Below are 17,481 nucleotides of genomic sequence, written 5' to 3'. Positions count from 1 at the left end.
GCTGTTGATGGGTAAAATACCACTTAATCATATTCATGCAAATTATTTTGATTTTATCTTATTGTTAACTGAAAGCGAAAATGAGATGAGCATTTGATAAAGCGCTTTAAAAATATTGCTACTAAGGTAACAATTAGCGAGATATGCTAATGTATTTAATAATCAGTGTTTTTTTTCAAATATTTTATATTCTTGCATTTTATAAAGTAACGTTCGTTTGCTAACACCTAACGAATTTGCGGTAGTTTCACGATGACCATTATGGCGTTTTAATGCGTTAATAATTAGCTCTTTTTCGTAATTTTTCACTTTGTCTTTTAAGGTGGTACTTGGTGAGTCAGAATCTTTAAAATTGACTGTTAAATATTGCGTGAGTAAAGAATGGAAAAATGACCAAGAACTGCATCGGTATGGGCTAACCACTATTTTTAAAAACATATGTTATTGCGTATCTTTTTTCACAGATAAAATCTATTTTTAAAAATTTAACTCTAAAACACATGACTGCTGTAATTATAGTCTATTTAAACTTGACGTCTAAACAAGGCAATGCTAATATTTGCCACCTATTCAGATAGACCCCTACGGCGCGTTGGCAGAGTGGCCATGCTGCGGATTGCAAATCCGTCTACCTCGGTTCGACTCCGGGACGCGCCTCCATTAAAACATCTAGAAAATCAATAAATCAATAAATCAATAAATCAATAAATTAAATAATTAATTAATCGCTCAAAAATTAAAACACTTGGAATATACTTAGAATAAATCTTCTTTATGAGTGGGTTTAACATCGGTGTAACTTTGACATTTCTGTCATAGGTATTAACTTGTGCTTTAGTTTTGACCACTAAAAAGATACTTATTTTGGTTGTTGTTTGATAATTTAAAATAGTTTTAGCTTTGATATCATGGAATATATAATTAATTCTCTTCAGCAGTTTTTCTGGAATCTAATCAATATAGATTTTCTCAGTTTTACATACAGATAAGATTCAAATATTTTATTGTGAATTTTTGTTTAAACATCGCGATTTCATAGTTTTCAATAGATATTGTATATGAAAATGGTGCACAATAATCGATCGTTTATAGCTCAAATATTGAGTCATGAATTAATATTTCTAAATGTGAAGTATTGATGAGAAAACTTGTAAAAAGGATAGTAAAGAGAATATATGATATTTTATTAAGTTATTGATATTTTAAATAAAGTTTTGATGCAACAAATTCTGTATTAGAATCTTTTTTATAATGATAATTATTGGGGATGTAACCCTGTTTGATGAAATTTAAACTTTCACTTCTATTTTTTGAAATAGTTTTTAATAGATTGAATCGAAAATACATTTTTTATTGTTTAAAAGGCTAATAATTGGCAATATTTTGTCTATAATTTTAAAGCTATGCACTTTTATTTATACTTTTTTGAATATAAAATTCACTCAAAAATAATTTTAGAGTATTGAAATTATCTATAGCACAAAAATATTTTTTACAATAAAATAATCAAACCAAATTTACTTTTTGTTGATATAAAATGTTATTAAATAATTTATTAAATTATAAAAATAATAATCTTACTTTTATTAGAGCTTGCCTTTCAATCATTGTTATTTATTCTCATTCTTTTCCCCTTACGGGAACAAATATAAATAATGAGATTTTTTTTAAATTATCTGGTTGTTACACAGGTGGGACTATTGCTGTAGCTATTTTCTTCTTTATAAGTGGTATACTTATTACAAAAAGTTATTTAAAAGATGAGAATCCTATTGAATTTACTATAAGTAGACTTTTTAGACTATTGCCTGCATTATTAGTGGCCGCTATCTTTCTTGCTTTTATTGCTGGTCCATTATTAACAACTTATTCTTTAGATGAATATTTCGGCAATATATATATATATAGTTTTATATATAACAATATTATATTCAATACAGATTTTAATTTACCTGGAGTATTTGCAAATTTATATTTCCCTAGAAGTATAGTTGGGTCGTGGTGGACATTGAGATATGAATTTTTTTGCTATTTTGTGCTATTGATGTTGGGAATGTTAGGTATTTTTAAAAACAGAAACATCTGTTTGTTAATTGGTTGTATTTTTATATATTTGACATTAACTGAACTTGATTTCATAAAGCAGTTTTATACACGGGGAGGGACAACAGATATTTATTATTTACCATTGTACTTCATTTTCGGTTCTTTATTTTTTCTTTTTTCCGATATTATAAATATAAATTTCAAAACAACAATAGCTATAGTTGGTTTAACTTATTTTTTAAAAGGAACTCCTGTTTATAATTACTTATTTTTGATTAGTTGCTTTTTTGTTTGCTTATGGTTATCTGTTCATCCTTTAATAATGAAATTAAAAATGAAACATGATTTATCATATGGCGTTTATATATATGGTTTTTTTATTCAACAGCTACTAGTTTATTTTCTTCCAGATTTAAATTCTAATCTTAATGCTTTATTATCTGTTTTGATCTGTATCCCTTTAGGCTTATTGTCAGCAATTTTTATTGAAGAACCTTCAATAAACCTAGGTAAAAAGATAATTAAAAAATTAACTTTTATTTTAGAACGTTAAGATAATGCAAATTAAAACAATTTCGAATAGATTATATTTATTAACGTTAAATTATATTATATTTAATTTATTGTTTATGTTAAAAAAAAGCATAATAATTACCTTTAAGTTGATATTTTTCAACTAATAATAAATAAAATTAATTATGAGCTATTTTAACTATCATGCAAAAGCAAAAAAATTAATTCAAGACGGTATGCTTATTCATTATGAATTTGTCGATAATTGGAATGGCATTAAACCCGCTTTAGTTCTCTATTTCAAAGATGCTAAACCGATGCCAATTAGAGAATATCGTTGGCAAGAATATTTACCTTTAATTGGCCCAAATCATTAATTATTAATGCGGTTTTTAATCAAATTTAAAAAATTTTTTTAATAACAACTTAATATAAATTATTGCTTGCTCATTAAACTAAGCTAAATCTACCAACCTCAACACTTTGTGTGAGTCGTGGGCAGATATTGCGATAAATAAATAATATTCAGCCAACTTTACAGCGTTTTAAATAATGATAAAACAGAAGGTTACTATTGTGATAAGTGTGCAACATTGTATTTGTTACCCTTTATTTAAGTCATTACTGTCAGTGATAATCATTAATAATAGTTGAATTTTCAGTATTAGGTTTGTTCAGGCTACCATTTTAATAGGTTTAGATTGGTGTTTTTGTATATTAAGCATGCCACATAAATTTGCCAACCGATCCGCTTAAGCGTAAAATGCCCACCTATTTTGCTTAACCTATTACTAATAAGTAATACTGACTTGAAATCAGAGGCATTTTTTAATGACAAATTTATATGCAAAACCCGAATTACTTTCTCCTGCTGGTTCTTTAAAAAATATGCGCTACGCATTTGCATATGGCGCAGATGCGGTTTATGCCGGTCAACCACGTTATAGTTTGCGCGTTCGTAACAATGAATTTAATCACGAAAATTTAGCTATCGGGATTAATGAAGCCCATGCACAGGGTAAAAAATTCTATGTGGTTGTTAATATTGCGCCACACAATTCAAAATTAAAAACATTTATTCGAGATTTAGAACCAATCGTTAATATGAAGCCTGACGCATTTATTATGTCAGATCCAGGATTGATTATGTTGGTTCGTGAGCATTTTCCTGAAATGGAAGTGCATTTATCGGTGCAATCGAATGCCGTTAACTGGGCGACAGTAAAATTTTGGCAAAAAATGGGATTAACCCGTGTAGTTTTATCGCGTGAATTATCACTCGATGAGATAGCTGAAATACGTGAAAAAGTACCTGAAATGGAGCTTGAAGTATTTATTCATGGTGCACTGTGTATGGCCTATTCAGGGCGTTGTCTGCTTTCCGGTTACATTAATAAAAGAGATTCAAATCAAGGTACTTGTACTAATGCGTGTCGTTGGGAGTATAAAGTATCTGAAGGCAAAGAGGATGAAATAGGGCAAATTGTGCATAAATGTGAACCTATACCAGTTCAGCAAATTGATCCTACTTTAGGTATTGGACCAACCACTAATCAGGTTTTTATGCTTGAAGAATCTGGGCGCCCAGGTGAATATATGCAAGCCTATGAAGATGAGCATGGCACTTATATCATGAATTCAAAAGATTTAAGAGCTGTTGAGTTAGTCGGTGATTTGACTAAAATTGGTGTTCATTCTTTAAAAATTGAAGGGCGAACTAAGTCTTTTTATTACTGTGCCAGGACTGCTCAAGTTTACCGTCAAGCTATTGATGCAGCAAGTGAAGGTAAACCTTTTGATCCTCGCTTATTAGCTGAATTGGATTCTTTAGCGCATCGAGGCTATACCGAAGGCTTTTTACGCCGTCATAAACACGAAGATATGCAAAATTATGTGCATAGTCATTCAGTGTCAGAAAGGCAACAATTTGTTGGTGAGTTTAGCGGTGAACGTTTAAATGGTCTTGCCGAAGTGATTGTTAAAAATAAGTTTTCGGTAGGCGATAGTGTGGAAATGATGACGCCAAAAGGCAATAAAAATTTTGTAATTGAACGAATGGAAAATAAAAAAGGGCAACCTGTTCCAGCAGGTCTTGGTGATGGACATATTGTTTATATCCCAATTTCGGAAGAAATTGACCTAAATTATGCACTACTCATGCGTAATTTTGATTAATTTATTTACGATTCAAAACTGTTCGGCAAACAAGCCGAACAGCCTTTACTATCTTACTATTGACGAATCAAATCGTCACCAAAAGCTATCCATTTATAAGTCGTTAATGCCTCAAGTCCCATTGGTCCGCGCGCATGCAGTTTTTGCGTACTTACGGCAACTTCAGCACCAAGGCCAAATTGTCCACCATCTGTAAAGCGAGTAGATGCATTGACATAAACCGCTGCTGCATCAACTAAATTAACGAACTGTTCGGCATTAGCTAAATCACGCGTTAAGATAGCTTCGGAATGACCACTGCCATATTCGCGAATGTGTTCAACAGCCATGGTTAGCGAATCAACAATGACAATATTTAAATCTTTTGATAGCCATTCTTGACGAAGCTCTGCATCTTCAACAGGAAATACGTTGGCAACGCCTGTTTCTAAAATTTTAAATGCATCGACATCGGCATGTAATATTACGTTATTATCTGCCATGATTTGACTAAGTTTGGGTAAAAATGTATCGGCAATATTAGTATGAACAAGTAATGTTTCAAGTGTATTACAAGTACTTGGACGTTGGGTTTTTGCATTAATAATTATTGGAAATGCACAATCAAAATCCATACTTTCATCCATGAACATATGACAAACACCAATTCCACCTGTAATGACTGGAATAGTGGAGTGTTCACGACACAATTTATGCAAGGCTGAACCACCACGTGGAATAATCATATCAACATATCGGTCGAGCTTTAGTAGTTCATTGATATATTTACGATCAGGATTATCAATAAATTGTATCGCGGTTTTGGGCAGCCCAACTTGTTCTAATGCTTGTTGAAGAATCGCTATAATAGCGGTATTGGTGTGAATAGTTTCTTTACCGCCACGTAATATTGTGGCATTGCCTGTTTTTAAACATAATGCTGCAATATCGATAGTTACATTGGGTCTTGCTTCATAAATTACGCCGATAACGCCTAGTGGCACTCGGTGACGTTGTAACTTTAATCCGTTTTCTAAGGTTGAGCCATCAATGATTTGACCAATTGGATCGGTTAATAATTCGACTTTACGTACATCATTTGCGATAGAGGCTAGCCGTTCTGGTGTTAATAGTAAGCGATCAAGTAGTGCCTCACTTAATTCTTGTTGTTTAGCGAGTTCAATATCTTTTTTGTTTGCATTAAGGATGATTGTGCTGTTTTTTTCGAGTAAATCAGCAATACTACTTAACACTTTATTTTTAATGGCAGTAGGGCATTGTGATAATTGATATGAAGCTTGTTTTGCATCTTTTCCCATCTGTTGTAACATTTTTTGCCTCTATATATAATATTTTTATAGGTTATTTAATTAACATATCATCACGATGTACAGCAACAGCGCCATATTCATAACCAATGATTTGGTTGATTTCTTGAGAATGGTGTCCTGCAATTTGTTTTAATGCATCACTATTATAACGAGTTACACCTCTAGCGATTCGTTTTCCTGACTTATCACAGATATCAATGACTTCTCCACGCGAAAAATCTTTTTCAACCGCTACAATTCCTTTAGGTAAGAGTGAACTACCATTATTCAAAATCGCGTTGACAGCACCGTCATCTAGTATCACTTTTCCAGCATTTGGCGCGCCATATAACCAATGCTTACGATGTTCTAATGGGGTTTTTTGTGGTAAAAAACGCGTACCAACCGATTGATTATTGACGGCATCAATTATCACATTTTCTTTATTTCCTGCCGCAATGATGACTTCTATTCCTGCACTACCTGCCACTTCGGCTGCCTGAATTTTAGTGCTCATGCCTCCGGTGCCAAGACCTGAAACACTATCCCCTGCGATGCTACGTAAATGATCGTCAATATGTTCAATTTCTGCGATTAATTTTGCATGTTTATCCGATCTCGGATCGGCTGTATATAAGCCTTCGATATCTGTTAATAATATAAGTTTATCTGCTTGGGCTAAAATAGCCGCTAGTGCAGACAAATTATCATTATCTCCAACTTTGATTTCGGCAGTAGCGACAGCATCATTTTCATTGATTACAGGAATGATATGGTTATCTAACATTGCCTTTAAGACATCTTGAGCATTTAAAAACCTTTCACGATCTTCTAAATCGGCTCGGGTTAGTAACATTTGCCCAATGTAAATTTTGTAAATCGAAAATAATTGTTCCCAAAGTTGTATTAACTTGCTTTGTCCAACAGATGCTAACAATTGTTTTGAAGCGACAGTATTAGGAAGAGTAGGGAATTTTAGGTATTCACGACCTGCAGCAATTGCGCCAGATGTCACAATGATAATTTTATGTCCGGCTTGATGTAAGTGAGAGCATTGTCGAATCAACTCAACTATTCGAGCACGATCTAATTCTTTCGTGCCACCAGTTAATACACTGGTACCAAGTTTAACCACTACAGTTTGTTGTTTTTTATTGTCCATAACAATACTCTTTTTAAAATAATGTATTACAAAATAGTCTCCATCCATTTTACCGATTGCGTTAGAGCATCATGTAAGTTTTTTTGTAATGGTGTTTTTTGTATTGTAACTATTTTATTTTGCTTAGTTGAATGAATTAATTTTGCTTCATTAATACTACTTAATTTATCACCTTCAAAAACAATATTCATAACAGGCAAAGAACAAGCATGGGTCAAAAGACCCTGATTTTTAAGCGAAAAATAATTTAATTCTGCTGCTAATTGCTGGTTTGATACACAAGGTAATCCAAGGCGGCTTGCTAACATGTCTTTATAAACATTAGGAAGACTTTTTTGTAATTCTTTATTTACAAACATTTCATGAACAAACGGCGTGAAATTAAATAACCCTCTAATTTTATTGGGCATTAAGTAAGCCAAACGCGTTGCAATATGTGAGCCAAATCGAAAGCCCGCAACAATAACACGATTACTATCAATCCAAGGAATGTTTGAAAGCTGTTCAATAATAGCTTGGTAAATTTGGCTACTATTTTGTGTTAAAGCGAAGTTACGACTAAAACCAACAGTTGGTAAATCGACTGTTAACATCGCTAGTCCATTTGGTGCTAAAAATTCACTGAAATATCGGTAATAATCGATTTGTAAATTACCCAATGCATTACATACTAAGACGACAGGGCATACACCATCACAATTTTGTGGTAAATGTAAAATTGTTTTAACATTACGCCCATCGACGTTAAATTCCAATTCTTTGCTTGTAAATGGTGAATAGCTTAATGCCTTATGATAAGCTTGGTAAGCACATGTTTGCGCATACATAGCTAGCTCATCATTTTTAAAATGAGGATAGCTTGCAATACTACAATATTGACTAGTAATCAAATAATATTGATTTAATTTAGATTTATTATCTTCAGTTAAATTGGATTTATCGATAGAATCCGCTTTGGCTTGCCATTTTGCTGCTTGATTCAAAAACTCATAAATCCAATTACCTGGTTGATAACCAATGACTGAATCTAACCAGTTATCATTGGTATGGCGTTTGGTCGAGGCAGCTATTTTTGATAGTACTTCTTCCAACTCTAATTTGGGTAAACCACGCCAATACCATAAAATAGGATTAACAATCCGATACCATTTTGAATCAACTTCACCATCTAATGGGCTAACACTGTTACCTTCGCTGCAATCAATACGATTGACCAGCGTGGTTGTTTCAGGATAATCATATTGTGGTTTAAAGATCTTTTCTGATAGGTTTTCGGTATTTGTTATCACAACCTTAGTATCCTTATTATTTGTGGTCACTAATCGGTTTTACAAACATCACGCCAGTATCCCATGGTTGTTCAATCCAAGTATCTTGCTCGATATCCACAATATAATCATCAACTAATGGTTTACCTGCTGGTTTGGCAAAAATAGTAACAAAGCGTGCTTTAGGATACATATCTCGAATAGTATGAGCTGTATTACCTGTATCAACTAAATCATCAACGACAATAAAACCTTCACCATCGCCATTTGCTTGTTTTAAGATTAACTTTTCGCGTTGATGATCATGATCATAACTTGAAATACAAACAGTATCGACATAACGGATACTTAGTTCACGAGCAAGAATCGCAGCAGGAACTAAACCACCACGACTAACAGCAATGATGCCTTTCCATTGGTTTGCGGGTAATAATCTTTTTGAAAGTTGTCGACCATAGGATTGTAGCATTTCCCATGTTACGTTGAATTTTTCTTTTTCAGCGATGAGTTCTGCTTTATGTTGTTTTTTAGCTTGAATTTCTTCTTCTGTTAGTGTTTGTTCTATTGACATGAGTAACCTGCAATTTTAATCGTTAATAAATTAATATTAATGGGCTTGAAATAGATGTAAAATTGCACCTTATTATAGAGTGATTAGACAAAAAAAACCACTCATTAATTCATTAATGACATAATATTGAGGTTAAATTATGCTATCTACACTAAAGCCAAAATTTGTTTGGCAGATTTTTAATGATATTTGTAAGATTCCACATCCTTCTCATCATGAACAAATGATAACTAAATATATCGTTGATTTTGCCAATTCACATCACATCCGTTGTGAACTTGATAAAGTTGGTAATATTTTGTTAACAAAACCTGCAACTAAAGGGATGGAACACTGCCCATCAATTGCATTGCAAGCTCATATGGATATGGTTCCACAAAAAAATGAAGGCACAGTCCATGATTTTTTTACCGATCCTATTGAAGCCTATGTTGATGGCGAATGGGTAAAAGCAAAAGGAACGACACTTGGCGCCGATAATGGTATTGGTTTAGCATCAGCTCTAGCTGTTTTAGTCGATCCTGCTATTGAACACGGTCCAATTGAAGTTTTAGTGACAACGTCGGAAGAGACAGGTATGCATGGTGCATTTGGTTTGCAACCAGATTGGTTAAAAAGTCACTATTTGATTAATACTGATTCTGAAGATGAAGGCGAAATTTTTACTGGGTGTGCTGGTGGGGTCGATTTTACCTCTACTTTCGCTGTGACTTATGCCGTTATGCCTGAAAAACATGATTGTTATATGCAGATCGCCCTTAAAGGGTTGAAAGGAGGGCATTCTGGTTGTGATATACATTTAGGGCGCGGTAATGCAATTAAATTAATGGCGCGATTTTTAGCTGAATATGCGCAAGATATTTCATTTCGCCTCGCTGATATTAAAGGTGGTTCACTCCGTAATGCAATTCCACGGGAAGCTTTTGTCGAAATCAGTTTAAGTAAAGATGATTTATCTAAATTTGAATCTATTATTGATCAATACAAATCGACATTACAAAATGAATTAGGACAAGTCGAGCCAAACCTAGAAATTACCCTAACTGAAGTTAAATCCGATAAGATTAAACGCGTTTTAACGACAGAACATCAAAATAAAATTATCAATTGGTTAAATTCGGCACCAAATGGCGTAGTGCGAATGAGTGATCAATTGCAGGGTGTTGTTGAAACCTCATTAAATTTAGGGATTGTGAATATTGAGGATAACCAACTGTATGTTCATTTTTTAATTCGTTCACAAGTTGATAGTGCAAAAGATGCCGTTGTTTCAACACTTATTTCACTTAGTCAATTAGCTAATGCGAATTACGAAATAAAAGGGGGATACTCCGGTTGGGAACCTAATTTAAATTCGAGCCTTTTACAGTTAGCACAAGATAAGTATTATGAAATCTTCTCGCAAAAACCGAAGATTATGGTTATCCACGCTGGATTAGAATGTGGTTTATTTAAGCAGTCTTATCCAAACATGGATATGATCTCGATTGGTCCAACCATTGTTTCACCACATTCACCTGATGAAAAAGTTAATATCCAAAGTGTAATTCGTTATTGGGAATTACTCATTGCAATGTTACGTTCTGCAACTCAATTAAGATAATTTTAAAATCCTGTCGTGTTTATCCGACAGGATCTTTTTAGTATCACTTCTAATTTTTTCTTAGACATCACTTATTTTAATTGAGTGATGATTCATACAATCACGCTAAAATATCTATCTTTTAACGTCTTAGGTGGCATAAACCGCTAGACTGTCCAAATTGTTTGCTAAAGATTAAATTAAAAATGAAATTAAATTCATAAAAAGTGAATAAAAATTCATTTTATTGCTTGTGTTGATATAATAAATATCCTACTATATGTCTATTATTAAAAATAATAAATAAGGAATAATATGTTAAAAGCAATAATTGTGGGAGCGAGTGGTTATGCAGGTGCTAAACTTGCTTATTATTTAAATAAGCACCCTAATATCGAGATTATCGCCTTAACTGTTTCTGAAAATAGCCAAGATGGGGGAAAATGTATCTCAGATCGGGATTTATATCCTCAATTAAAAGGTATTGTTGATTTACCCTTAATTGCAACCAATGATTATTCTTCCCTTATCGAGCAGGTTGATGTTGTTTTTCTCGCAACTGATCATCAAGTTAGCCATAATATTGCGCCTTATTTTTTAGAGCGAGGTTGCACTGTTATTGATTTATCAGGTGCTTTTCGTGTTAATGATACTTCTTTTTATAAGCAATTTTATGGTTTTGAGCATCAACATAAAACATGGTTAGAACAAGCAGTATATGGTTTGGCAGAATGGAATTATAAGGCAATAAAACAAGCACAATTAATTGCAGTGCCTGGTTGTTATCCAACCGCATCACAATTACCGTTAAAACCATTAATTGAGGAAGATCTACTAGATAAAACGCAATGGCCTGTTATTAATGCTGTAAGTGGCGTTAGTGGTGCAGGTCGTAAACCTTCACTTAATAATCTATTTTGTGAAGTGAGCTTGCATGCTTATGGATTATTTACACATCGACACCAACCTGAAATTGCCACACATTTAAGGCAAGACGTTATTTTTACTCCCCATCTTGGCAGTTTTAAACAAGGTATTCATGCCACCATTACTTGCCTTGTAAAAGAAGGCGTTACATCAGATGATATTTTGGCGGCTTTAAATAAATATTATCACAATAAACCGTTAGTCAGAATTTATCAAAAAGACTGGCCTGCTTTAAAGTCCGTAGTGGATTTGCCATTTTGTGATATTGGATTTGCGTTAAAAGGGCGACATCTTATTTTGATTGCGGTCGAAGATAATTTATTAAAAGGTGCAGCAGCGCAAGCGGTACAATGTATGAATATTCGATTTGGTTTTGAAGAAACAACTTCATTATTTTAGGTGAAATAAATTCAGCGACAAGCTTATTAACAATTTGCAAACTATCAATTTTAAAATGATTAACTTAATTTGAATCAATAGGAAATGAAAATGAAACCATTAATTATTAAACTTGGTGGAGTGTTACTCGATAATAAAGATGCATTAAGTGATCTATTTGACGTGATTAGTAAATATAAGAAGAATTTTCAACGTTCACTTGTTATTGTTCATGGTGGAGGTAGTGTTGTTGATTCTTTAATGGACCGTCTATCCTTACCTGTTGTGCGTCGAAATGGATTACGTGTTACGCCTGCTGATCAGATTGATGTTATTGTTGGAAGTTTAGCAGGCAGTGCCAATACTACCTTGTTATCTGAAGCAAAAAAATTAGCTATTCCAAGCGTTGGGCTCTGTTTAGCAGATGGTAATAGTGTTGAAGTTAAACAGATATCAGAAGAATTAGGTTATGTTGGGGAAGCTAGCAGTGGCGATCCTAGATTAGTAAATTTACTACTTAATTCAGGTTATCTACCCATTATGAGTTCTATTGGTATAACTCAAGAAGGTAAAATGATGAATGTTAATGCCGATCATGCAGCGGTTGCACTCGCAAAAACATTAGATGCTGATTTGATTTTACTTTCTGATGTTGTTGGTGTTTTAGATGGTAATAAGCAATTAATAGCATCATTAACTCAATCAAATGCCGATAATTTAATTGCTACTGGGGTGATTACCGATGGCATGGTAGTAAAAGTAAATTCAGCTTTTGAAGCGGCTAAAGCATTAGGTAGACCTATTGATATAGCCAGTTGGAAACAAGCAGATAAACTAATTGATTTATTTAATGGAAAAACAGGAATAACAGGGACAAGAATTATTGCTTAAATATAATTCAGACAGTATATTAAACTGGTCATTTATATTTAAAGTAAGTAACAAACGTCTTTAACTCATTTATTTGTCGTAAGTTAATTAAGAAAGGGTATAACATGAAAAAGAGTGGAACAAAAAAAGTTGTTTTAGCCTATTCAGGTGGTTTAGATACATCAGCAATTATTCCTTGGTTAAAAGAAAATTATGGCGATTGTGAAGTTTATGCTCTAGTCGCTAATGTTGGTCAAGATCCTAAAGAGCTAAAAGATGTTGAGAAAAAAGCTAAAGCATCTGGGGCAGTAGCTTGTAAAGTTGTCGATTTACGAGAAGAATTTGTTAAAGATTATGTTTACCCGGTATTAAAAACAGGTGCTTTATATGAAGGTACATACTACCTAGGCACTTCTATGGCTCGTCCTATTATTGCTAAAGCGCAAGTTGAATATGCTTTAGAGGTGGGTGCCGATACATTATGTCATGGCGCTACAGGTAAAGGGAATGACCAAGTGCGCTTTGAAACAACGTATACTGCACTTGCTCCACAACTTAAAGTTATTGCACCTTGGCGTGAATGGGACTTGCGTTCGCGCGAAGCTTTAATTGATTATCTAAAAGTACGTAAAATTCCAACAACTGCAACCGTTGAAAAAATCTATAGTCGTGATGAGAACGCATGGCATATTTCAACAGAAGGTGGTGTACTTGAAAGTACATGGAATCAAGCCAATGCAGATTGTTGGGCGTGGACAGTATCACCAGAAGATGCACCAAATAAACCAGAACTTGTCACCATTGGTATTGAAAAAGGTGAAGTGGTTTCAGTCAATGGCAAGAAATTATCACCATACAATTGTGTTGCGACTTTAAATAAAATTGGTGCTAAACATGGTGTAGGCCGTGTTGATATTATTGAAAACCGTTTAGTTGGTATAAAATCGCGTGGTTGTTATGAAACCCCAGGGGGCACAATTATGATGACTGCATTACGAGGTTTAGAACAGTTAATTTTAGATCGTGATAGCTTCAAATGGCGTGAACAGTTAGGTTTAGAAATGGCTTATGTTGTTTATGATGGTCGTTGGTTTGCGCCATACCGTCGTTCAATTCAAGCGGCAGCTGATGTTTTGGCTGAGGATATGACAGGTGAAGTTGTCGTTAAACTTTATAAAGGAAGTGCTACAGCCGTTCAGAAAAAATCACCTAATAGCTTATATAGTGAAGAATTTGCGACTTTTGGTGAAGATGAAGTGTACGACCACAGTCACGCAGGTGGATTTATTCGCTTGTTCTCATTATCTTCACGCATTCGAGCATTAAATGAAGGTAAGAAAAAACAACCAGCTAAAAAAGCTGATACTAAAACAACAGCAAACAAATCGAAAACAGCGACTAAAACTAAAAAATAGTTTTAACCACTAAATTTGATAAAACTTAATAATATATACAGGCAAAGTCCTGTATATATTGTTTATGGTGTTATAGAATTATTAATTAATTTATAAATTTATAATTGATTTAAAGATAATATTTGAGGTAATTATGGCATTATGGGGTGGGCGTTTTAGCCAAGCAGCAGATCAACGATTTAAACATTTTAATGATTCTTTACGCTTTGACTATCGGCTTGCAGAGCAAGATATCATTGGATCAATTGCATGGTCTAAAGCATTGGTGACAGTTGACGTTTTATCTTATGATGAACAAAAAAAATTAGAAAAAGCTTTAAATGAATTATTAGAATCAGTTCGGCAAAACCCACAACAAATTCTACAAAGTGATGCGGAAGATATTCACAGTTGGGTCGAGCAAAAACTCATCGAAAAAGTTGGTGATTTAGGTAAAAAATTACATACGGGGCGTAGCCGTAACGATCAATCAACAACCGACCTAAAATTATGGTGTAAAGATGAAATTGCTCACCTTATCACTGCTATTAACAAGCTCAGAAAGCGCTTAGTGCTTACAGCTGAGCAGCATCAAGATGCGGTTATGCCTGGCTATACCCATCTACAACGTGCACAACCTGTTACGTTTGCGCATTGGTGCTTAGCGTATTATGAAATGCTTACACGTGATGAAAGTCGTTTACAAGATACATTAAAACGTTTAGATGTTAGTCCTTTGGGTAGTGGCGCGCTTGCTGGCACAGCATATCCAATCGATCGTGATGAGTTAGCTTATTGGTTAGGATTTTCTTGCGCGACCAATAATAGTTTAGATTCTGTTTCTGATCGTGATCATATTTTAGAGCTATTGAACAATGCATCAATTGGTATGGTTCATTTATCTCGATTTGCTGAAGATCTAATCATTTTCAATAGCGGTGAAGCCAATTTCATTGAATTGTCTGATCGTGTAACCTCGGGTTCATCATTAATGCCACAAAAAAAGAATCCTGATGCATTAGAACTTATTCGAGGTAAAGTAGGGCGAGTTGCAGGTGCACTAACTGGGGCAATGATAACCTTTAAAGGCTTACCTCTTGCTTATAATAAAGATCTGCAAGAAGATAAAGAACATTTATTTGATGCACTAGACACATGGCATGAGTGTTTAGATATGGCCGCATTAGTGCTTGAAGATATAAAAGTCAATTATGCTGTTTGTCGACAAGCTGCAAAGCAAGGTTACGCTAATGCAACTGAACTTGCCGACTATTTGGTGGCTAAAGGGATACCATTTAGAGAAGCGCATCATATTGTCGGCGAAGCGGTTATTGGTGCAATAGCAAAACAAAAAGCATTAGAAGAACTCTCTTTGGATGAATTAAAAATCTTCAGTTCGGTTATTGAACAAGATGTTTATGAAAATCTCTCACTTGAATCATGTTTAGCTAAGCGATTAGCCAAAGGTGGTGTATCACCACAACAAGTTAAAATAGCGATAGCCAACGCAAAACAACAAGTTTTATAACTTTCTATCTAAATCTAGCTATATAATTTGCCGATGATAAGTCGGCATTTTGATAAAAACCTATTTATTAAACAAATATTTTTACTAAAAATATGATTGTATATCTTTTAAGACAGTGTAAAAATAGAGCTCTTTTTGAAAGGATTAAAGTGAATTGCAATGAGTAAAAGTTATAACTTTAGTGCAGGTCCTGCAAAACTACCTGCTGAAGTCTTAAAACAAGTTCAAACTGAATTATTAGATTGGCATAATACAGGTGCTTCTGTCATGGAGTTAAGTCATCGAGGTAAGGATTTTGATGCTTGTGCAATTGAAGCAACCAACGATCTTCGTGATATTCTAAACGTACCTAATAATTATAAAATTCTCTTTAGCCAAGGTGGAGCAAGAGCGCAATTTGCTGCCGTACCTTTGAATATTCTTGGTAATAAAACAAGTGCTGATTATGTAAACAGTGGTTATTGGAGCCAGTGTGCCGCCAAAGAGGCAACAAAATACTGTAATGTGATTGAACAAAATGTGGTGATTAAAAACCAAGGCATGACCTCAATCAAACCCATGTCCGAATGGCAATTGAGTGATGATAGCGCGTATATTCATTATTGCCCTAATGAAACCATTGACGGAGTGGAAATATTCGAACAACCTAATTTTGGCGATAAAACAGTCGTTGCTGATTTATCATCTTGTATTTTATCTCAACCGATTGATGTAAGTCGCTATGGCATTATATACGCGGGGGCACAGAAAAATATTGGCCCTTCAGGAATCACGATTGTCATCGTTCGGGAAGATCTAATTGGTCATGCTCAAAAAGTATTACCTTCCGTTTTAGACTATAAAATCTTAATGGATCATGACTCAATGTTTAATACGCCACCTACATTCGCTTGGTACATGTCTGGGTTAGTATTCAAATGGATTAAAAATTTAGGTGGATTAAAAGCGATTGAGCAACGTAATCAAGCTAAGGCACAATTGTTATATCAATTTATTGATCAATCCGATTTTTATCGTAATACCGTGGCTATCTCTAATCGATCTATCATGAATGTAACCTTCTTGTCACCCAATGACGATCTTGATAAAAAGTTTGTTAACGAAGCAACACAAGCAAATATTATCGGAATTAAAGGTCACAGAATTGCTGGTGGGATGAGGGCTTCAATCTATAATGCAATGGATCTTGAAGGCGTTAACTATTTAATCGATTTTATGAAGCACTTTGAAAAACAGTACGGATAATTATTTAAAACTCTGTCAAAAAAGGGAGCCATTAAGCTCCCTTTTTTATTTTGCTTAATTGTTGCAGCGGAAAACTTCACCAACCATGACAGCATCTGTTGGAGCGACTTCTGATATATAATTCAATGATGCATCTTGGGCATTATAAATCACATTTCCACCCATAGCGGCAGCTTTATTCATTAAATCTGAAGCGGCATCTCGAATAAGCTCACTGTGTGTTTTTAAGCCAGAAAATAGTGAGCTACGACGACCTTCTGCTTTACCAACAAATTGACAACTAGCGGCAGGTTTTGTGTCAATAAATTGAACTTGTCTACCCGCAGAGGTGAGTTGATAGTTAGAGTTACTACAAGCATTTAAAAGTAATGCAGTTGAAATAGCTGCACTAATAAGTAAACATTTTTTGAAAGACATAATATTTCCTCAACCAATAAAACAACGAATAATTATTTATAAAGTTATTGTATCAGGTTAATAGATTAAAAAATATCTGTAATTATTAATCAATATAGATATGGCTACGAGTTAAA

14 protein-coding genes, 1 tRNA gene and 1 pseudogene are annotated in these 17,481 nt (G+C 34.0%); 10 read left to right on the top strand and 6 right to left on the bottom strand.

Annotated elements, in window-relative coordinates; translation table 11 throughout:
- Positions 1 to 162: 162 nt before the first annotated feature.
- Complete coding sequence (locus tag J3U59_RS01430) at positions 163 to 438, bottom strand: helix-turn-helix domain-containing protein (RefSeq protein WP_267332642.1); 276 nt, start codon at positions 436 to 438, stop codon at positions 163 to 165.
- A gap of 148 nt (positions 439 to 586) precedes the next feature.
- On the opposite strand from J3U59_RS01430, the gene J3U59_RS01425 reads away from it, so the two are divergent.
- From J3U59_RS01425 to yegQ, 4 genes are all read left to right on the top strand, one after another.
- Positions 587 to 660 (top strand) — tRNA-Cys (locus tag J3U59_RS01425).
- Between the two features lie 877 nt (positions 661 to 1,537).
- Positions 1,538 to 2,599 carry an acyltransferase family protein gene (locus J3U59_RS01420; RefSeq protein ID WP_267332643.1) on the top strand — a complete coding sequence of 354 codons (1,062 nt, stop codon included), beginning with the start codon at positions 1,538 to 1,540 and terminating at the stop codon, positions 2,597 to 2,599.
- 145 nt (positions 2,600 to 2,744) lie between these two features.
- Positions 2,745 to 2,936, top strand: coding sequence for a hypothetical protein (locus J3U59_RS01415; protein ID WP_267332644.1), 192 nt, complete (start codon positions 2,745 to 2,747; stop codon positions 2,934 to 2,936).
- Positions 2,937 to 3,390: 454 nt separating this feature from the next.
- On the top strand, positions 3,391 to 4,734 hold the full coding sequence (gene yegQ, locus J3U59_RS01410; protein ID WP_267332645.1) for a tRNA 5-hydroxyuridine modification protein YegQ: 1,344 nt from the start codon (positions 3,391 to 3,393) through the stop codon (positions 4,732 to 4,734).
- A gap of 56 nt (positions 4,735 to 4,790) precedes the next feature.
- On the opposite strand, the gene proA is transcribed toward yegQ, so the two are convergent.
- Genes proA through gpt form a run of 4 tightly spaced genes read right to left on the bottom strand, consistent with a single transcriptional unit; the run spans position 4,791 to position 9,024 of the window.
- Complete coding sequence (gene proA / locus J3U59_RS01405) at positions 4,791 to 6,044, bottom strand: glutamate-5-semialdehyde dehydrogenase (RefSeq protein ID WP_267332646.1); 1,254 nt, start codon at positions 6,042 to 6,044, stop codon at positions 4,791 to 4,793.
- 31 nt (positions 6,045 to 6,075) lie between these two features.
- On the bottom strand, positions 6,076 to 7,185 hold the full coding sequence (gene proB / locus J3U59_RS01400; RefSeq protein ID WP_267332647.1) for a glutamate 5-kinase: 1,110 nt from the start codon (positions 7,183 to 7,185) through the stop codon (positions 6,076 to 6,078).
- 26 nt (positions 7,186 to 7,211) lie between these two features.
- Complete coding sequence (locus tag J3U59_RS01395; protein WP_267332648.1) at positions 7,212 to 8,474, bottom strand: alpha/beta hydrolase; 1,263 nt, start codon at positions 8,472 to 8,474, stop codon at positions 7,212 to 7,214.
- A gap of 16 nt (positions 8,475 to 8,490) precedes the next feature.
- Positions 8,491 to 9,024: a xanthine phosphoribosyltransferase gene (gpt, locus tag J3U59_RS01390; protein WP_082209453.1), complete on the bottom strand. Its 534-nt coding sequence runs from the start codon at positions 9,022 to 9,024 to the stop codon at positions 8,491 to 8,493.
- 139 nt (positions 9,025 to 9,163) lie between these two features.
- Between gpt and J3U59_RS01385 the strand changes: the two genes are divergently transcribed.
- The 6 genes and pseudogenes from J3U59_RS01385 to serC all read left to right on the top strand — a co-directional run bounded on the left by J3U59_RS01385 (position 9,164) and on the right by serC (position 16,948).
- Positions 9,164 to 10,627 carry an aminoacyl-histidine dipeptidase gene (locus J3U59_RS01385; protein ID WP_267332649.1) on the top strand — a complete coding sequence of 488 codons (1,464 nt, stop codon included), beginning with the start codon at positions 9,164 to 9,166 and terminating at the stop codon, positions 10,625 to 10,627.
- 294 nt (positions 10,628 to 10,921) lie between these two features.
- Positions 10,922 to 11,932, top strand: coding sequence for an N-acetyl-gamma-glutamyl-phosphate reductase (gene argC, locus J3U59_RS01380; RefSeq protein WP_267332650.1), 1,011 nt, complete (start codon positions 10,922 to 10,924; stop codon positions 11,930 to 11,932).
- A 90-nt stretch (positions 11,933 to 12,022) separates the two neighbouring features.
- Positions 12,023 to 12,802, top strand: a complete 780-nt coding sequence (gene argB / locus J3U59_RS01375; protein WP_267332651.1) for an acetylglutamate kinase — start codon at positions 12,023 to 12,025, stop codon at positions 12,800 to 12,802.
- A gap of 104 nt (positions 12,803 to 12,906) precedes the next feature.
- Positions 12,907 to 14,124: pseudogene (locus tag J3U59_RS01370) on the top strand (argininosuccinate synthase); the annotation flags it as partial.
- Between the two features lie 205 nt (positions 14,125 to 14,329).
- Complete coding sequence (argH, locus tag J3U59_RS01365; protein WP_267332653.1) at positions 14,330 to 15,703, top strand: argininosuccinate lyase; 1,374 nt, start codon at positions 14,330 to 14,332, stop codon at positions 15,701 to 15,703.
- A gap of 159 nt (positions 15,704 to 15,862) precedes the next feature.
- Positions 15,863 to 16,948, top strand: a complete 1,086-nt coding sequence (serC, locus tag J3U59_RS01360) for a 3-phosphoserine/phosphohydroxythreonine transaminase (RefSeq protein WP_267332654.1) — start codon at positions 15,863 to 15,865, stop codon at positions 16,946 to 16,948.
- A gap of 54 nt (positions 16,949 to 17,002) precedes the next feature.
- Here serC and J3U59_RS01355 read toward each other — a convergent pair whose 3' ends face one another.
- A complete protein-coding gene (locus J3U59_RS01355; RefSeq protein ID WP_065633640.1) occupies positions 17,003 to 17,365 on the bottom strand; it encodes a DUF4156 domain-containing protein in 363 nt (120 codons plus the stop codon).
- Between the last annotated feature and the right edge of the window lie 116 nt (positions 17,366 to 17,481).

Source organism: Gilliamella sp. B3783, assembly GCF_026536125.1.
In the GTDB taxonomy this organism is placed as follows: domain Bacteria; phylum Pseudomonadota; class Gammaproteobacteria; order Enterobacterales; family Orbaceae; genus Gilliamella.
Note: the sequence above shows the minus strand (reverse complement) of the source record. Positions and strands in the feature narration are given on the sequence as shown.